A 17,979-nucleotide genomic window follows, 5' to 3' on the forward strand; every position below is an offset into this window, starting at 1 on the left:
CTTGTGGCGCCGAGCACGAGTATCGACGAGAGAAGGAAGGGAATGAAGGGAAGGAAAGACGGCGCCGCGGCAACGGCGTAAGGCAGGAAGGAAAGGAACGGCAGGTCGTTTGCGGAGGCCGGGATATCCGCGATGCCGGAGCTGCTCAGGGCACGGCAATATGCGAGCGCCGCGTCATTGGTCTCCTGGTCCCCCACGATGGACCCGGATTGGAAGCCCTCGTCCATGAGCGCGTAGTAGCTCTCGGCAGAATCGAGAAAGGCGGCGTCGGTTTGAGCGGCAAGGGCGGCGTTCGCGTATCTTGCAAGCTCCGCGTCATCTTGCTGCTCTGGAGATAGGTCTGTGCCGCTGGCCCGGGGCGCGCGCGTATTGAATGCGTCGACAAAGCCCTGCATGCCCTGCTTCATAAAGAAGGGGCCGTAGATGGGTGAATTGAACGCAATGGGGACGGAAAAGGCTGCAGCGAGAACGAGCGTACAAATCCATACGGCCCTGTCTCTTAGGATTAGTTTGAGAAGAAGTCGACAGTACATTTAGAAGCACCTACGTTCCTCAAAGCATCGTTAGATTAAAAGTAACAGACCGGATGAAGATGCGTGCGATGGGGGCAAGGCGAATGGCTGAGCGGTATCGATATGCGGGTTCAACGGTATCACATTGGCCACATAGATTTTTAACTTGCATTTCTACCCGCCCTTTTCGTAGAGTCGCCGATACGTGCTTAGCGCACCCTCGGCGCGTCCGGCAGGCTTTGCGAAATGGGATCCAGGAGACTTCGGCGCAGCATCATCTTGCGGAATGCTTCTAATGAGCCTCCCATCCTTCAAAAACAGAATCTCATCGCACAGCCTATCGACCGAATCCAAGATGTGGGATGACATGATGATGCACGTACCAGAATCGGCCAGCTTCCTGAGAATCTCGGAATGCAAGTCCACCCTGCTGGGGTCGAGCGCGTTCATGGGCTCATCTAATAGAAGGTACCGCGCGCCCGTCGCATACGCAATCGCCAGGGTAAGCTGCTGCTTCATGCCCTGGCTCAGAGTGCGGATCCTCATCTTCGCGAACTCGCCTATCTGCGTTTGTTCCACTATCTCTTCGATATCGCGAGCGTGCGGCCACATATCGCAAACCATCTTGAGGTGATCTTCCGCACGCAATCCGGGATACAGCAGCGTCCCCTCACCAGGTGCATAGAAGATCATAGAACGGACCTCTCTCGCACCCGTACCCTGCACCTCATCCAGAACGATGCTCCCGTCCACGCGAGGACCCGGCAAACCTGCCATCGCACGCAGCAACGTCGTCTTTCCATGCCCGTTCGGAGCGACGAGACCGTAGACCGTACCCGGGGCAAACTCAGCGTTCACCGAATCTACGAGCACCTTCTTTCCATAAGAGATCGTCAGCGTTTGAAGGTCAATCATCGAGATCATCCCCTTTCGATCTTTGGAACACTCAGGCGCACCATCAACGGAGATACGGCGCCCAAGACCACCAGCAGAGCGCCCGATGCGCCGACGACCTCTCCAAAAGGCATCGCGTTCGTCCCTCGCCCAAGGAACCCAATCGTCCCCACCTGGGAAGCGGGATCAAACGAGGCGAATGGAGCCAGCAGCGCGACGCCCATGCCCACGCTTTCAACATGAGCGCTCAACGAACCCAACACCAAGAGAACCGCGCAAACCATTCCGGTGACAACGGGGTTGCGGCTAATCGCTGCTGTCAACGCAGCGACGACGGAAATCACGCCGTATGCCATGACCAGCAACGGAATACTGCACAACACCGCCTCCCCCACCGTGGACGTTGTCGAAGCTCCCGCCCGAATGAGAGCGACGGGATACTCCGATCCACCCGCACCGTTCTTAATCACGGACACAACGACAGCGGGAACCATCGACACCAAAAGCAGCACCAAGCCAAGCAGGAGAGCCAGCGCAACAGCCGTCAGAAAACGCACATGCGCTGTTGCGGGGATCTGGAGAACCAGAAGGGAACGACACTGCAGGTGGGTGCACGCGAGCGATGTGACAACCACGGGCAACAGCAAAAATAAGGAGGGAAGCGCTGCCTGGAGATACGAAAGGAGGATTAATGGGGGCATCTTCGTACTTAACTCGTAAACCTTGGGGTCCGGCAAGCTCGCGATCGACTCAAGCAGAAGGGCGCGCGCCTCCGCACGAGAAGGAGTCTCCGGCTCGATTCCGATCGATTGCAGGAGAGTCGCATCTGCCGCGCCCAGCTCACCTCGAGCGCGCTCGTACGTCGCAAGGCTTCGAAACCCCTCCGCAGGCATAGGCGCGTACACGAAACCCGAAAGAGCATCCCGCATGTCTTCCAGGGCCGCTTTGCCCTCGACGTCCATATTCGCAGCGTTCTGCTCTAGATACCGATCTATTGAACGGAGCTCCCCATCCCTATACCGAACAGCGGAAACGTTATCAGCGTCAGGAAACATCTCGATCAGAGCCGGGGCCAGCATCGTCGTCGACATTGCAATCGCGCATACGGCGAGGGTAGGAGAACGCAGGAGCAGTTTCCCCATCGTTCTTACGTATGCAACGGCGGAGGCACAAGCGCTCGAACGAGTTGCCGTTCTCGATGCAGTGAAGGAACCTCTCTCAAGACAAATCGGGGATATCGGGCACGCGCAGCCGCTCTTTCCAGCAACGCAAAGCAGGCTAATTGCCAGCACCTCGATCCCGATTGCGCATACGAGGGCAATCGCGCCACGCTCGAAGCAAAGTCCAGGCAGATTCACTATCTGCGTTGTCGGGTACGGGCTATAGGCGCCGACGGTCAACTCAGTGTTCGCATACGTAAGGGGATTCAACAGGGCGAACTCACGTAAAGCGATGGATCTTCCGTAATACCCGGGAACCATCGTCACCCCCATCAGGGCACATACGAACACGATTCCAAGCGTAGGGTTATTGGCAATCTTCACGGCAAGGTGAACGACAAGCGAGATGAACGCTGCCACCAAGAATTGCAAGATGGCCGTCTGCGCGAACACCAGCCAAGCCGGTTTGATAACCGGAGTCGCATATTGAATGTAGCCTATCGGATAGAACGGCGAGCCCGGGCCATTCTTCACAAGCGCGGCGATTATCCCTGGAAGATTGATGGCGAGGACGGCAAGCATTGCAAAAACACTCGCCCATACGCTCGATGCAACAAGTCTACCCAGCTCGCCCATCGGTGCCTGGATGATGAGCTTTTCACGTTTGTTAAGACGCGCGGCAAGGAACGAGACGGCAACGGCCGTTGCGACCCATAGCAAGTACTCCTTCGATCCGTCATAATAGGTGTACTCTCCATCCGATATCTGCAGAAACGGAAGTAGGGGAGAGAGCGGTGCCAAGATAAGACGTCCCGCGGCAAGAGGGTACAGAAGCGCGGGCATGCTTGATGAAGAGGTATAGACACCGTCCTCCCCCGCATTCACAAGCGCATCCGCATAGGATGCTGACAATTCCTGCTCAACACGGGTTATTCCCGACTCGAGGTATTCGACCCGTCCGTCGATGCCAGCCGCGCTCCTGAAGACGGGCAGAGCACAAAGAACCATCAACGCAACAACGACAACACAGAGCGACCTGGAGGAGAGAAGCGACCTAAAGATCGCCTTCGAGATTTTGAGCATATTCATCGCCAACCTTAACCTCATCCAGTCGGAACAGAGGGGCCGAACAAAATGCTCGGCCCTTCCTCGCATCTAGTAGGTGCTATAGACAAATTGCCATTTATCAGTTGTGCCAAGAACACCACAGGAGCACATTGCAGCGAGGCGGGATTCCCTATGATGCGCGGATCGGCGATAGCCATTTCGGTAGGAGATCGTCTTGTAAGAGATGTTGAACATCGAGATGCTGTGCCCGCTTACGCCGCGAGGACAGCTGTAGCTCCAGTAGGTATCGACGACGTCGTCCGTATACCCGAGGGGCTCAACGAGGGCACACTGGCTGCTCTCCTGGGAAGGAGGCATCGGGGTATCCGCAAAAGCGGGGGCTCCCGGCAGCAACAGACAAAGAGCGAGGCCGAGGAAAACCAAGAGCTTACACGACTTAACAGTACTGAACATAATCCTCTCCAATCTAGAGGGATTTCGGTTGCAGCATGCTGTGATTACTTGCCGGCAAAGTCAATTTAACATAAACTGTTAAAAAGTAACCTGAGTTTTTTAAATTCTTCGGAGGTTATTATGAGTTCCGACAATCGCACTCCCCGGCTTCATTCCTTCCGCATCGCATGTGCGATAGCCTCTGCGGCCCTTTGCGCCACCGCCATCGCACAAGTGGCGTTCTCCTTAAAGCCAGCAATCGAAGTGCTCGACAACCCTGTAATTGCAGACTCCCCCGCGTATCCAGCCCTTGCGATCTCGACATTGGTCCCTGCCGTCATCGGTATCGCTACGACCATCCTCAGCGCCGTTCTCGTGTGGACGATCAAGAGCGGAGACCCCTTCAAGAAAGGGTCTGCGACATGCTTGAAGGTGCTCGGCATTCTCTTCGTTGTTCAAGCTGCCACCAGCCTCTACGCCGGCTCACTCAAAACCTCCGTTTCGATGTTTGGCGGCGAGGGGGCCGTCGGCGCCCAAGAGATCGCTTCATCATTCGATTGGACCTCTCTGGTTCTCGGCATCGTCCTGTTCATGCTTTCCCAGCTCTTCTTGTACGCCCGAGAGCTGTACCTCGACTCCGACGAGATTGCGTAAGGAAACGCCATGCCCGTAATTGTTCGCCTCGACAAGATCATGGCCGAGCGAAAGATTTCCTCGAACGAACTTGCCGAAAGGATTGGAACCACGCCCGTGAACCTGTCCCGTATTAAAAAAGGGCATATTCGCGGCATTCGCTTCAACACACTCGAGCAGCTATGCCTCGCCCTTCGTTGCCAACCCGGAGACCTTCTCGAAGTCATGAGCGAAGAGGATGCCCGAAAGGAGTTCGGACTCGATTGGTCCGCCGAGGATTAGAGGGCGGTCGTACTCGCCCTGCACACGGGGATGCGAATCGGCGAGGTCTGCGGCCTTCGGTGGTGCGATGTGGATTTCGAGACGGGCCTGATCTCGATCAGACACTCGGTGGCGTACGCGAAGGGAATGGGTTCGTTCATCAAGGACACCAAGACCCATGACGCCAGGGGTATCCCCATCGACCCGGTCGGCCTACTCCCCTTCCTGAAGGAGACCCACGAGATCGACTGCGGAAAGCTGCGCTTGCGCGGCCTTACCGGGGCGGTCGAGATCGGGGACTGCTACATCCTGTCGGAGCCGGGCGCGACCTTCGCGACGACAAGCTATATCCGCAGGGCGTTCAAGACGTTCTCGGAGACCAACGGCCTCATGGGTACCAACGACGAGCTGATCACGTTCCACGGCCTTCGCCACACGTTCGCAACGCAGTGGATCCGCCAAGGCGGCGATATCAAGGCGCTCCAATCGATCCTCGGCCACAAGGACGCCATGGCGACGCTCAACGTCTACGTCGACATCGAGCCCATCTCCAAAATCCATAACATGCTGCGCGCCACGCCGTGCCTTTGGCGCGGGCACCTCGAGCCGAGGGTCGATCCGGGTCCCATGTTCCAACAGAGGATCCAGGAGTCCATCGAGACGCTCCAGGCGTTCGGCTACGGCATCACCGAGCCGGACGACCGAAATATCGCCATACGCGACGTGAAGACGAACAGTTGGCTCTAGCTCACCGAGTACGCGGCAGTGCTGGGCCCATCCCAACTGAGGTCACGGTGGTCCGATAGGGGCACCGCCCGCGGCATGCGCCGCGGAGCGGTATCCCCTACCGAAGGGCGGGGATGCCCTCCGCTTCCAGTTCGGAATCAGCCGTCGGAGGCGTTCGGCTGACTGCGGGAACGGCCTGTCCGCTCAATGTGTTCGGCTGAGATCGGAAATCAACCCAACACGAGCCGGACACGCGCCAGACGGCTCTTCCCCGTACGGCCTTCCCCCTTACGCTCATGTTGCAGGCATGTAACGCCGCAGCGAGCGCGCCTTTTTTGCGCCAGACAGGTACAATGATGAACACTGTACCGTAGCGGAGCGCCCCGCGCGCGCCGCAACCACGCGAAAGGGTTTCCCATGGCCGAGATCTCGTCCTCCCGTATCGTCATCACCGTCCTTGGCAAGAACCGCCCCGGCATCGTCGCCGGCGTCACCCGTGTCCTGGGCGAGGCCAACGTCGACATCCGCGACATCACGCAGTCCATTATCGAGGACATCTTCACCATGACCATGCTGGCCGATACCGCCGAGTCCAAGCTCGACTTCGCTGAGCTGCAGAAGGCCCTGGCCGAGGCCGGTGAGCTTTCGGGCGTCAACGTGTCCATCCAGCGCGAGGACGTCTTTAACTTTATGTACCGCCTGTAGCGAACAGGCCGCTGGGGATAGCCTGACACGCGCATGCCCATGCAGGCCACCCCGATGCGGCCCGGAGAGGAGCGCGCATGGCCTACGACGCCAAGAAAATCTATTACCGCTTCGATGACCACTTGAGCCGACTGGTTCTGGATTACGAAGCAAGCCGCCAGATTTCGTCTGAGAGCGAAAGCCTCTACCACGGCCTGCCGACCGACCCTTATGACGAGGGCCTGTTTGTCGAGCACAATGTCAAGCGCGGCCTACGCAATGCCGACGGCTCGGGCGTGGTCGCGGGTCTCACTCGTATCTCGGATGTGCACGGCTACAACAAGGTCGACGGAAAGGTCGTGCCCGATCAGGGCAAGCTCACGCTTCGCGGCTACAGCATCGAGGATCTGGTCAACAATGCCCAGGCCGAGAATCGCTATGGCTACGAGGAAGTCGCCTATCTGCTTATCACGGGTTCGCTGCCCAACAAGGAAGAGCTCGACGGCTTTTGCGAGCGCCTGGGCGCCTTTAGACACCTGAGTGACGAGTACGTTAAAGAGTTCCCTATGACCACGGTGTCGTCGAGCATCATGAACGTGCTCCAGCGCGCCGTACTGTTGCTCTACGCCTTCGATGCCGAACCAGACGTGATCACGCCCGAGCACGAAATCGACGTCGCCATTTCCATGCTCGCACGTCTCCCGCGCATCGCCGCCTTCGCACACATGGCCTCGGTCGCCAAGCTTCGCGGCTCCGAGGTTCACGTGCCGCACCCCACGCCCGGTCTCTCCACCGCCGAGACCATCCTACAGGTCTTGCGCGGTGGCATGGCGTTCACCCGCGACGAAGCCATGCTGCTCGACGTGATGCTCATGCTGCATGCCGAGCACGGCGGCGGCAACAACTCCACGTTTGCCTGCCGCGTGCTGTCCTCCTCGGCCACCGACCCGTATTCCGCCTACGCCGCGGCTATCGGCTCGCTCAAGGGCCCGCGCCACGGCGGTGCCAACGCCAAGGTCGTGTCCATGCACGAGGACATCCGCGCGCATGTCTCCAACTGGGAGGACGAGGACGAGGTCGCAGCCTACCTGGGCAAGATCCTCGACAAGCAGGCCTTCGACGGCACGGGCCTCATCTACGGTATGGGCCACGCCGTCTATACGCTCAGCGACCCGCGCGCCGAGGTCTGCCGCCGTTACGCGCGCACGCTTGCCGCCAAGAAGGACCTGGGCGATGAGTTCGCGCTCATCGAGCGCATCGAGCGCTTGGCACCCCAGGTCATGCGCGACCACGGCATGACCAAGCCCATCTGCGCCAACATCGACCTGTACACGGGCTTTATCTACAAGATGCTCGGCGTGCCCGAGACGCTCTTTACGCCGCTGTTCGCCGTCGCCCGCATGGCCGGTTGGTCGGCGCACCGCATGGAAGAGCTCTTCTGCGCGCACCGCATCATCCGTCCCGCGTATCGCCCGGTTATCGAGCCGTTGGAGTACAAGCCGCTCGCTGACCGCTAGGACGCGGACCGTTATAGAACTCGAGCGTGGCCAGGGCATCGCCGCCCTCGGCCACGCTTTTTATGCCAGCAGAAAGGGCTGCATCAAATGATTGTGTTTTCCGATATGGATGGAACGCTGCTGACGAGTGATAAGCAGATGAGCGACGCCACCTGGGCGATGCTCGACGAGCTTGCGCGCCGCGATATTGAGTTTGTGCCCTGCACAGGCCGTCCACTGTCAGGCGTCTTTGAGCCCATCCTCGCCCATCCCGCCGTGCACTACGCGGTCTGCGCCAATGGTGCCAGCGTCTGGCAGCTCGGCGACGATACGCCCACCGATGCCTCACGTGCTACGCGCATTTTGAGCCGACCGCTCGACCGCGCCATCGCCCACCACGTCCATAGCATTGCCACCGGCCATGACGTCACCTTCGATATCTTCGCGGACGGGCAGTGTTTCCTCCCCCGCTCGCTCTACACGCGCCTGGACGAATTCTGCGGCGGCGATCCTCACATCGCGGCTTCGCTCAAGCGCACACGAACACCGATCGACATGGATATCGACAGCAAGATCGACGAGGTCGAGACGCTCGAACGCATCGCCATGTACTGGCACGACCCCACCGATCGCGACGCCATCGCGGCGGCGCTCGACACGCTCGGAGGCATTGAGGTCACGCGTTCGTACGCCATGAATATCGAGGTTATGGGCGAAGGCGCCACCAAGGGAACGGCCCTCACGTGGCTGTGTGAGCATCTGGGCGAGCGTCTCGCCGACGCCTGGGCGTTCGGCGACAACATCAACGACATCCCCATGCTGCAGGCAGCGGGCCATGGCATGGCCATGATCAACGCCGAGCCCGAAGATCGCGAGGCCGCCGACGCCATCACCGAATACGACAACGACCACGACGGCGTCGCCCGCACCATCATGGCCGCCCTCGCCTAGTCATTGGTCAGTCATTGGGGACGTTCTTAAACGACTAGTCACTGGGGACACTCTTCGCAAAAAGCTGCAAGGACTGTCCCCCACTGCCGGCAGAAAAGGAACGTCCCCATCTGCCGGATTAAGCGAGACTCTCCAGCACGCGACGGAGCTCCTGCTGGACGGCGTGGTCGCGATTACAACCCACCACGCGATCGGCCACCGCCTTGAGCGCGGGGCGCGCGTTTCCCATCGCACAGCCCGTACCGACAAAGCGAATGATCTCGTAGTCGTTCATCGAGTCGCCAAACGCCATGACCTCGTCGCGTTCGACGCCATAGTGCTCCATGAGCTGTGCGATGCCCGAGGCCTTCGACACACCGGGCTGCATGGCATCGATCCACGCGTTGCCCGAAGGCGCAAAAGTAAAGAGCTGACCGAGTTCACGCTGCAGTACGTAAGCGCTGTCCATAACGGCACCGTCATCGCAAAAGATACTCGCCTTGATGATATTTACGCTGGGATCGGGCAGCTCCCAAATACGCTCGGCATTGGGAAGGTCCTTATCGACCTCACGCACGAACTTGCACTCGTCATCGAGCAAGAAGGACTTGGTTCGGTCAAAAAGCGCAAGATGCAGATTGGGAAACGTCGCGACGGCTTGGGCGAGCCTTCGAATCGCCAGGTGCGAATACACCTCACGGTCTACCATCTTGCCGTCGGCGAAGACCTGGGCACCGTTAGCGGCGACAAAGTCCATCTTGTCGCGAACGGGCGCAAAGAACTCGCACAGGCGATCGTAGCGACGACCTGACGATGCGGCGAAATGCACGCCATGCTCGCGTAGCGCCAGAATCAGTTCGTAGGTCTCGGGAGGCACCTGGCCGTTTTCGTCAAGCAACGTGCCGTCCATATCGGATGCAATCAGTTTAAACATAGAAAAGCTCCCTTCGGGCTTGTTGGAATCGAACGTGTATCCGATTCCAACGTACCCAAAGGGAGCTCAAATAAGACTCCGCGGGCGTAAACGTTACAAGGACCTGGCAAATAGCTCACACATGCCAGAGGTCTCACGGTCGCGGCGTCAGGCGACACGCCAAAGAGTGTCCCCAACGACTAGTCGTTTAAGAACGTCCCCGATGACTAGTCGGCGTAGGTGAAGGTTGTAACGTCGAACATGCCCTCGGGGCGGATGCGGAGCGTCGGGATCACCGGCAGGGGCAGGAAAATGATGCCCATGATGGGGTCGAGCGGCGGCTCAATACCCATGGCGCGCGCCTTGACCATAAAGTCGTCGTGCTGCGCGGCAACGTCCTCGGCCGTACCCTCGCTCATAAGGCCACCGAGCGCCAGCGGAATGCGCGCCACGACCTCGCCGTTGCGCACCAGCACGTGGCCGCCCTGGCCCACGGCCTCAACGGCAGCCATCATATCCGCCGCATTGTCGCCCACCACGCACACGTTATGCGAATCGTGGCCGATCGTGGAGGCAATGGCACCACCGGTGATGGTGAAACCGCGCACCCAACCGCGACCGATATGCTTGCCGACCAAGCCCAGACCGGCGGGGCCGTCGCCGTCGACACCCTCGACCTGCAACGACACGCCACGGCCATGGCGCTCAATCAGCATAATGCGGCGCAAGTCCTCGTCAGTCTCGGGGCGAATCATGCCCGTGATAGCCATGCCCGGGATCACATCGATAACGGCCTCGCCCGGCTTAAAGGCATAGTCGAACACATCGAGCGAAAGCTTCGGCAGCTTAACGGAGGCACGCAGCTCATCGGCAAGGGCCGCAACCTCGGCCATCTCGGGTGCAATCTCGCCCACAAAGGTGCCGTCCTGCGCCACCAGGGCACCGGCGGCATATACGCGATGCGGAGCCGTGGCAAACGTCAGATCATTGAGCACCAGCAGGTCGGCACGCTTGCCCGGGGCAATCGCACCGCGTAGCTCGTACGGGTCGCGGCAGCCGTGATCCAGGCCAAACGCCTCGGCCGTGGAGAGGGACGCCATAGAGATGGCAACCACGGGGTCAATGCCGGCCTCGATAGCCACACGGCAGGCGTTGTCGATCATACCGGTCGAAAGCGCGTCGGAGGGAGCACGGTCGTCGGTCGCAAAGCAGCAGCGGCGGGCACGGGCGGGGTTTTCCAGCAGCATCGGCGACAAGTTGGCCAGGTCATGGCTGCACGTACCCTCGCGCAGCATCACATACATGCCGCGGGACAGCTTGTCGAGTGCCTCCTCGGGAATCGTCGACTCGTGGTCGGCGATAATGCCCGCCGCGGCATAGGCGTTGAGGTCCTTTCCGGCAACGAGCGGCGCGTGGCCGTCAACCTGCTTGGACGGCGTCTGGTTGGCAGCATCGATGCGAGCACAGGTCTCGGGGTCGCCCATAAAGACGCCCGGCAGGTTCATCATCTCACCCAGACCGAAGACATCGCCCGGATACTCGGCAAAAAACGCCTGCATATCGGCGGCGGTAATGACGGCACCGGCCTGCTCATCGGGCAGCGCGGGCACGCACGAGGGCATCATGTACTTGATGGAAATGGGCGCGCGACGGCCGTCCTCGATCATAAAGCGCAGGCCGTCCAGGCCGGAAACGTTGGCAATCTCGTGGCTGTCGGCAATGGCAGTGGTGGTGCCGCGCGTCGCCGCCATGCGCGCATACTCAGCAGGGCGGATGTTCGAAGATTCGATATGCAAGTGCCCGTCGATAAAACCGGGGGCAAGATAGCGGCCCTGGCAGTCGATGACTTCAGCCGCCTCGTAGGTGCCAGCAGCGTCATCGCGACCGTCGTAGAGCACGCCGACGATTACGCCATCCTTGACGGCAACGCTACCGGGCGCCACGCGCTGGCCATATACGTCGACAATCTGCGCATTGGTAAACAGCGTGTCGACGGGCACGCGACCCTCGGCAGCGTCGATCACAGACCTCATGACCTCAACGGACATACATACTCCTTTAACCGTAGAAAAAAGCTGCGGGGCGGACAGACCTTCACCGCAGCAAGTCAATAGCCATTGTATGCCCAAACGATGGGTCGGGAATACACCCCCTCCGCTTAACGGCACACGCCGCTTGGCGCAATGGGGACAGGTTGCTTTGTACCAATGACAAGGAGTGTCCCAAAGTGCCGGCACAAAAGGAACGTCCCCAAGTGCCGCAGAGTGGATAATCTCCCACTTTGAACCCCCAAGCAGGCCAAAAACGGAAGATTATCCACTCTCATTCTTTGGGCACTCATTTAAGTCTGTCCCCAATGAGTGCACCTAACTGCCACCTACAACAACGGAAGCGCCGATGTCTTGGCAACGACAGCGAAAACCCGCCAGAGCGAGCAAGGTGCCTTGAAACGAGGCGGCATTGACCTTCTGGTCATGCCGCCGAAGTTGAAAGGCAGATTGCCGCGCTGGCGGGTTTGCAGCGTCGACCGGTTACGCGGTTTGGTAAAACCGCGTAACTAAATAAGCTTGAAGCCCTTGCGCTTGCCCACGGAGAGGGTGTCGCCCAGCTTGAGCGCGCTGGGGTCGATGTTGTAGCTCTTGGGAGCCACGGCCTCGCCATTAATCTTGACGCCGCCGCCGTCGATATCGCGACGGGCCTGGCCGGCGCTGGCCGAAAGTCCCAGATCCTTGAGCAGGCCGGCGAGGTAGATCTGACCCTCGTCGTTGACGGTCAGCTCGACATGCTTCTCGGGGAAGTCGGCGAGCTGGCCTTCCTTGAACACGCGGTCGAACTCGGCCTGAGCCTCGTCGCCGGCACCGGCGCCGTGGTAGGTGTCGCACAGGTCGCGGCCCAGGGCACGCTTGAGCTCATAGGGGTCGGCAGAGCCATCGGCCAAAGCGGCGTCGATCTTGTCGACCTCGGCCGGGGTGAGCGAGCTGGCCAGACGATAGTACTTGCCGATCATCTCGTCGGGGATGGACATGGTCTTGCCGAACATATCCTTGGGGGCGTCGGTCAGGCCGATGTAGTTGCCATAGGACTTGGACATCTTACGAACGCCATCGGTGCCCTCGAGCAGCGGCATGGTGAGCGCGATCTGGGGCTCCATGCCCATCTTCTCCATGAGCTCGCGGCCGGCGAGCAGGTTGAAGAGCTGATCGGTGCCACCCATCTCCACGTCGGCCTTGATCTGCACAGAGTCGAAGGCCTGCATCACGGGATACAGGAACTCATGCAGGGCGATCGGCGTCTGAGACTGGTAGCGCTTGGTAAAGTCGTCGCGCTCAAGGATGCGGGCAACGGTGAACTTGGAGCACACCTGCAGCAGACCGGCCAGATCCATCGACAGAATCCAGTCACCGTTGTGCACGATGGTGGTCTTCTCGGGGTCCAGGATCTTCATGGCCTGGCTCACGTAGGTCTCGGCATTGGCCTCGATCTGCTCCTGCGAAAGCTGCGGGCGGGTGGAGTTCTTGCCCGAGGGGTCGCCGATCAGCGCGGTGCCGTTGCCGATGATAAGGGTGACGTTGTGGCCCAGGTCCTGGAACTGGCGCATCTTGCGCAGCGGCACGGCATGGCCCAGGTGCAGGTCGGGGCTGGTGGGGTCGACGCCGAGCTTGATGTTGAGGGGCTCGCCCTTCTCAAGCTTCTTACGAAGGTCGGCCTCGGGGACGATCTTCGCAGCGCCCGAGGTGATGATACGCATTTGCTCGTCAACAGACAGCATTGGGTATCCTCCTTTTGCTATAGCACCCTCACCGGATACGGCGGTGCTGGAAGTCCATAAACTCTCATATGATAACAAACTGACGCGACGCGGCACCTACGACAGGAAAATCCTCGTCCTGCCGCACGCGTCAACGGCGACCGGCAGACGTGTACCGTCACGCTCGACCAGATAGCGTACCCGCCGACGACGCAAGCAGTCGCGGCAACGGACCTGTCCCGTCGCATCGGTAGCGCAGACGCCCTCGGCGGTCAGCAGGCAGTGCTCGCACACCATAAGCTCGGGACGATCGGCGTCGACCGGACCCCAGACGCCGGGTTCAGCAGCCAGTTCGGCAATACGCTCCGCATCATTGCCGAGCAACTCGGCCGGCAAGTACACCCGCCCCGCACCGAGTTCGCGCAGCCAGGCAAGCGTGGCCCGATTCGCGCAGAACACCGGCGCCGCCACGTCAAACGTCACGCCCAGCTCGCGAGCGATCACCACCTGTCCTAGGTTGCGGCAGACGACGCGCCCGGCACGCTGTGTCAGTGAGCGGGTCCGGTCAGCGTCACCCGTGCGGCACACCTCGTCAAGCACCACAGCGGCGTCGGACAAATCGAGTTCTCCGCGCGGGTCGGCATCCATCAGCTGCCAAGCAAAAACCATGCGAGCGGGAGCCGTGCACTCCACCAACTCCGTCGACGCACCGCCATCCACCGCAACGTCCTCAAAGGGCAGTACCTCAACGGCACGTGCAACGGGCGCAATCGCATCTGCCTCGGCCCGCATGCGCTCCAACACCGTTGCCGTTTGCCCCAGCACGCCGGCACTGCGAATCAGGTACACCTCGCAGCCCGCGTCCACCTTACGCTTGCAATGCACGACGACGCGCTTCCCCGCTGCGGCATCCACCGGGCAGGGCACCTGCGGCCAGCGCTTGGGCACATCGGGACGCGCGTCGGCACCCGGATAGAACCGAATCTCGAGCGTGTCACCCGCCGCCACGGCGGCATCGAGCTCGACGGTCACTTCCTCGTGGCCAACGGCCACCAGGCGTCCCACGCGCACACCTTGGTTGATCGCACGCTCAAAGCTCATAAGCTCGGCGCCCGAACGCCCCCGCAGATACGCGTCGGTAAACCCGCGGTTGAACGACCGGCCCAGCTCGCGTTCAAGCTCTTCCACGGCACCGGGGTCCCACGCGCCGTCGCACAGCATATCGAGCGCCCGGCGCCACACCCGCACCACGTTAAAGACGTAGTCGGGATTCTTCATGCGCCCCTCGATCTTGAGCGACGCCACGCCGGCATCTACAAGCTCGGGCAGATGCGCAATACCCAGATAGTCGCGCGGGCACAGCAGGCGATCTCCCTCGACGGCGACAACGCTCTGTCCCGCCTCGTCCACCAGGTCGTACGCCAGACGGCACGGCTGTGTGCATTCCCCGCGCATCGCCGAGCGCCCGCGTCTCAGGGCTGAGAACTCACAAGCACCCGAGTAGCCAATGCAGATGGCCCCGTGGCAGAACACCTCGATAGGCACGCCCGTACCGCACAAGGAGGCAATCTCGTCGACCGTCAGCTCGCGTGCCGTCGTCACGCGTTCGACCCCCAGCTCATCGGCGGCAAGCCGCACGGCGCCTTCGCTATGAGCGCCCGCCTGCGTGGACAGGTGAATCTCGACCCCGGGAATCGCCGCGCGCAGCGCGCAGGCCAACCCGGCATCGGCGACAATCAGAGCATCGGCGCCCAGCTCTAGTGCATGAGCTCCCAACGCCACCGCGTCGGACAACTCGTCGTCAAATACGAACACGTTGAGCGTTACGTACACACGCACGCCATGGGCATGCGCCACGGCGCAGCCGCGTGCAAACTCGTCGTCGGTAAAACCGTGCGCACTCACACGGGCGTTAAAGCCGCCCAACCCCGCATAGATGGCATCGGCACCCGCGGCGATGGCCGCAAGCATCTGGTCGAGCCCGCCCGCCGGCGCCAGCAGCTCGGGCAGCGCCGCACCGGCAGCATCCAATCCAGTCTCGTATTGTCCGCTCGGCCCCATCGTCCGAATCGCCATCGACAAACTCCTTACCAAGGTATGCATTCACTCTGAAAAATGCCGTCTTCCAGCATACACGAGGCCTCGCGCGCCCCGTTTGGTTTATCGTGTAATAACTTATGTCCATCCTGCCCCGACGGCACATCCACCGTCCGGCACGACATACCTGGAGGTCAATATATGGGTCCTCGCCAACGACAGGGACGCAGCCGTTCAAAGACGCATGCTCTGCCCATAATCCTGCTCTCGTTTTTGGGCTTTTTGCTTATCGCGGGCGTGGCATTTGGCATCGGCATGGTCGGCAACGTCAACCGCTGGCTGTCCGATCTGCCCGACTACACCGACGCCAACGCGTATCTGGTGAGCGAGCCCACCGAGATCGTCGACTGCAACGGCAACAAGATTGCGAGCTTCTACACGCAAAACCGCAAGTCTATCACCAAGGACGAGGTCTCCCCCTACGTGCTGCAGGGCACCGTTGACGTCGAGGACGAGCGCTTCTACGAGCACGGCGGTATCGACCTGTGGGGTATCGCGCGCGCTGCGGTGGCAACCCTCGGCGGCGGTCACGAAGGCGCCTCGACTATCACCCAGCAGCTGGTGCGCAACACCATCCTGCAGGAGGAGCAGTTCGACTCGACCATCGAGCGTAAGGTGCGCGAGGCTTACATCGCCGTCAAGATGGAGGATATGTACTCCAAAGACGAGATCCTCATGATGTACCTCAACACCATCTATTACGGCCACGGCGCCTACGGTATCGAGGCCGCCGCCGAGACCTACCTATCCAAGAGCGCCGCCGACCTCACCCTGAGCGAAGCCGCGCTGTTGATCGGCCTTCCCAACTCGCCCTCGCAGTACGACCCCACGGTCAACCCCGACCTGGCGCTGTCCCGTCGCAACAAGGTCCTCGACAACATGTTGCGCCTGGGCCACATCACGCAGGAGGAGCACGATGCCGCACAGGCCGAGCCCATCACCCTCAACGTGACCGAGATTTCGGGCAGCGGCGTCGACGTATACTCGCAGCCCTACTTTGTCGCCTATGTTAAGCAGCTGCTGGAGCAGGAGTTCTCGACCGACGTGCTCTTTAAGGGCGGTCTGACCGTCAAGACCACCATCGATCCCACGATGCAGCAGGTGGCAGAGAATGCCGTTCGCGAGCAGCTCGACACGCTCTCGCTCGACGGCCTGGACATGGGCATGGTCGTCGTCGACCCCAAGACCGGCTACATCAAGTGCATGGTGGGCGGCTACGACTACAACGCCGACGAGAACCACGTAAACCATGCCACGGCCAAGCGTCCCGTCGGCTCCACCTTTAAGGCCTTTACGCTGGCAACTGCCATCCAAAACGGCATGAACCCCAACGTCACCCTCAACTGCAACTCGCCGCTCAAGGCCAAGGGCACCACGACCGAGGTCCAAAACTACGCCAACCATAGCTATGGCAACATCACGCTTAAGCAGGCGACGGCATACTCCTCCAACACCGGCTACATCCAGGTGGCGGAAGCCGTCGGCAACAGCAAGATCATCTCGCTCGTCAAAAAGCTCGGCATCGATCCCGCCAAGGACAACATCGAGGACGTTCCCGTCATGACGCTCGGCACCGGCTCGATCTCGCCGCTCGAGATGGCCGCCGCCTACGCAACGTTTGCCAATGGCGGCTACTATCGCCAGCCGATCGCCATCACCGAGATTGACTCTCGTACCGGCTCGGTGCTGTACCAGCACACTGACAATCCCTCACAGGTGCTTACCGAGGGCGAGGCCGCCGCGGTCACCGATGTTCTGTCCGGCGTCATGCAGGGCGGCGGTACGGGCGCTGCCGGTGCCCTAAGCGTCAACCAGCCCTATGCCGGCAAGACGGGCACCACCGACAATACCACCAACCTGTGGTTCTGCGGCTATACCCCGCAGCTGGCGTGCGCCCTGTGGACCGGCTATTCCGCGGGCGAGATCCCCATCCAAAAGTACGGCACGGACCTGCTGGGCGACAGCACCAACCTGCCTGTCTTTAAGCGGTTTATGAACACCGTTCTGACCGGTACCGAGCGCGAGGAGTTTGCGACCGGAACGGCGCCCACCTACAAGAACAACAGCGTCTGGAAGTTCTACGGCACCAACAACACCAAGAAGTCGGAGAACGACGACAAGGACAAGGACGAAGAGGAAGAGGAAACCACCACAACGACTACCACGACGACCACGACCACCGAGACCACGGGCGGCGACACCACCGGCGGCACCGGTACGACCGGTGGCTCGACGGGTGGCTCCACTGGTGGTTCGACCGGCGGCGATGGCGGCACGCCTACGCCTACGCCTACGCCTACGCCTACGCCTACGCCCACTCCCGACCCCTCGCCCACGCCTGACGATACGGTCGGCTAAGAAGTACGCGACTAAAGCCAACAAGGCCCCGAGCAGCTTATTGAACTGCTCGGGGCCTTTTAGTTTG

14 protein-coding genes are annotated in these 17,979 nt (G+C 60.7%); 7 read left to right on the forward strand and 7 right to left on the reverse strand.

All coding sequences use genetic code 11. The features are described 5' to 3' along the window. From DW821_RS03960 to DW821_RS03970, 3 genes are all read right to left on the reverse strand, one after another. Positions 1-407: hypothetical protein (locus DW821_RS03960; RefSeq protein ID WP_147487027.1), on the reverse strand; the 407-nt coding region annotated here is incomplete at its 3' end. A 279-nt stretch (positions 408-686) separates the two neighbouring features. After that, positions 687-1,427: an ATP-binding cassette domain-containing protein gene (locus DW821_RS03965; protein ID WP_117769450.1), complete on the reverse strand. Its 741-nt coding sequence runs from the start codon at positions 1,425-1,427 to the stop codon at positions 687-689. A 5-nt stretch (positions 1,428-1,432) separates the two neighbouring features. Next, positions 1,433-3,655, reverse strand: a complete 2,223-nt coding sequence (locus tag DW821_RS03970; RefSeq protein ID WP_147487029.1) for a hypothetical protein — start codon at positions 3,653-3,655, stop codon at positions 1,433-1,435. Between the two features lie 552 nt (positions 3,656-4,207). On the opposite strand from DW821_RS03970, the gene DW821_RS03980 reads away from it, so the two are divergent. From DW821_RS03980 to DW821_RS04005, 6 genes are all read left to right on the forward strand, one after another. Further along, positions 4,208-4,720, forward strand: coding sequence for a hypothetical protein (locus DW821_RS03980; protein WP_118065732.1), 513 nt, complete (start codon positions 4,208-4,210; stop codon positions 4,718-4,720). Between the two features lie 9 nt (positions 4,721-4,729). Continuing rightward, positions 4,730-4,981 carry a helix-turn-helix transcriptional regulator gene (locus DW821_RS03985; RefSeq protein ID WP_006235292.1) on the forward strand — a complete coding sequence of 84 codons (252 nt, stop codon included), beginning with the start codon at positions 4,730-4,732 and terminating at the stop codon, positions 4,979-4,981. Between the two features lie 18 nt (positions 4,982-4,999). Then, a complete protein-coding gene (locus DW821_RS03990) occupies positions 5,000-5,707 on the forward strand; it encodes a site-specific integrase (protein WP_255415103.1) in 708 nt (235 codons plus the stop codon). 396 nt (positions 5,708-6,103) lie between these two features. Further along, positions 6,104-6,391 (forward strand): ACT domain-containing protein, encoded by a 288-nt coding sequence (locus DW821_RS03995; RefSeq protein WP_006235289.1) that lies wholly within the window; start codon positions 6,104-6,106, stop codon positions 6,389-6,391. A 77-nt stretch (positions 6,392-6,468) separates the two neighbouring features. Continuing rightward, on the forward strand, positions 6,469-7,887 hold the full coding sequence (locus tag DW821_RS04000; RefSeq protein WP_099432030.1) for a citrate synthase: 1,419 nt from the start codon (positions 6,469-6,471) through the stop codon (positions 7,885-7,887). 87 nt (positions 7,888-7,974) lie between these two features. Further along, on the forward strand, positions 7,975-8,817 hold the full coding sequence (locus tag DW821_RS04005; RefSeq protein ID WP_118065736.1) for a Cof-type HAD-IIB family hydrolase: 843 nt from the start codon (positions 7,975-7,977) through the stop codon (positions 8,815-8,817). A gap of 118 nt (positions 8,818-8,935) precedes the next feature. Here DW821_RS04005 and DW821_RS04010 read toward each other — a convergent pair whose 3' ends face one another. From DW821_RS04010 to DW821_RS04025, 4 genes are all read right to left on the reverse strand, one after another. Beyond that, a complete protein-coding gene (locus DW821_RS04010) occupies positions 8,936-9,730 on the reverse strand; it encodes a Cof-type HAD-IIB family hydrolase (protein WP_117630077.1) in 795 nt (264 codons plus the stop codon). Between the two features lie 206 nt (positions 9,731-9,936). After that, positions 9,937-11,757, reverse strand: coding sequence for an adenine deaminase (locus DW821_RS04015; protein WP_117630078.1), 1,821 nt, complete (start codon positions 11,755-11,757; stop codon positions 9,937-9,939). 509 nt (positions 11,758-12,266) lie between these two features. Beyond that, positions 12,267-13,478 carry a tyrosine--tRNA ligase gene (tyrS, locus tag DW821_RS04020; RefSeq protein WP_117758837.1) on the reverse strand — a complete coding sequence of 404 codons (1,212 nt, stop codon included), beginning with the start codon at positions 13,476-13,478 and terminating at the stop codon, positions 12,267-12,269. A gap of 96 nt (positions 13,479-13,574) precedes the next feature. Beyond that, positions 13,575-15,533, reverse strand: coding sequence for a U32 family peptidase (locus tag DW821_RS04025; RefSeq protein WP_158567540.1), 1,959 nt, complete (start codon positions 15,531-15,533; stop codon positions 13,575-13,577). Positions 15,534-15,695: 162 nt separating this feature from the next. On the opposite strand from DW821_RS04025, the gene DW821_RS04030 reads away from it, so the two are divergent. Then, positions 15,696-17,912 carry a transglycosylase domain-containing protein gene (locus DW821_RS04030; RefSeq protein ID WP_118065740.1) on the forward strand — a complete coding sequence of 739 codons (2,217 nt, stop codon included), beginning with the start codon at positions 15,696-15,698 and terminating at the stop codon, positions 17,910-17,912. The last annotated feature ends 67 nt before the right edge of the window (positions 17,913-17,979 follow it).

The organism is Collinsella sp. AM33-4BH (assembly GCF_003469205.1).
In the GTDB taxonomy this organism is placed as follows: domain Bacteria; phylum Actinomycetota; class Coriobacteriia; order Coriobacteriales; family Coriobacteriaceae; genus Collinsella.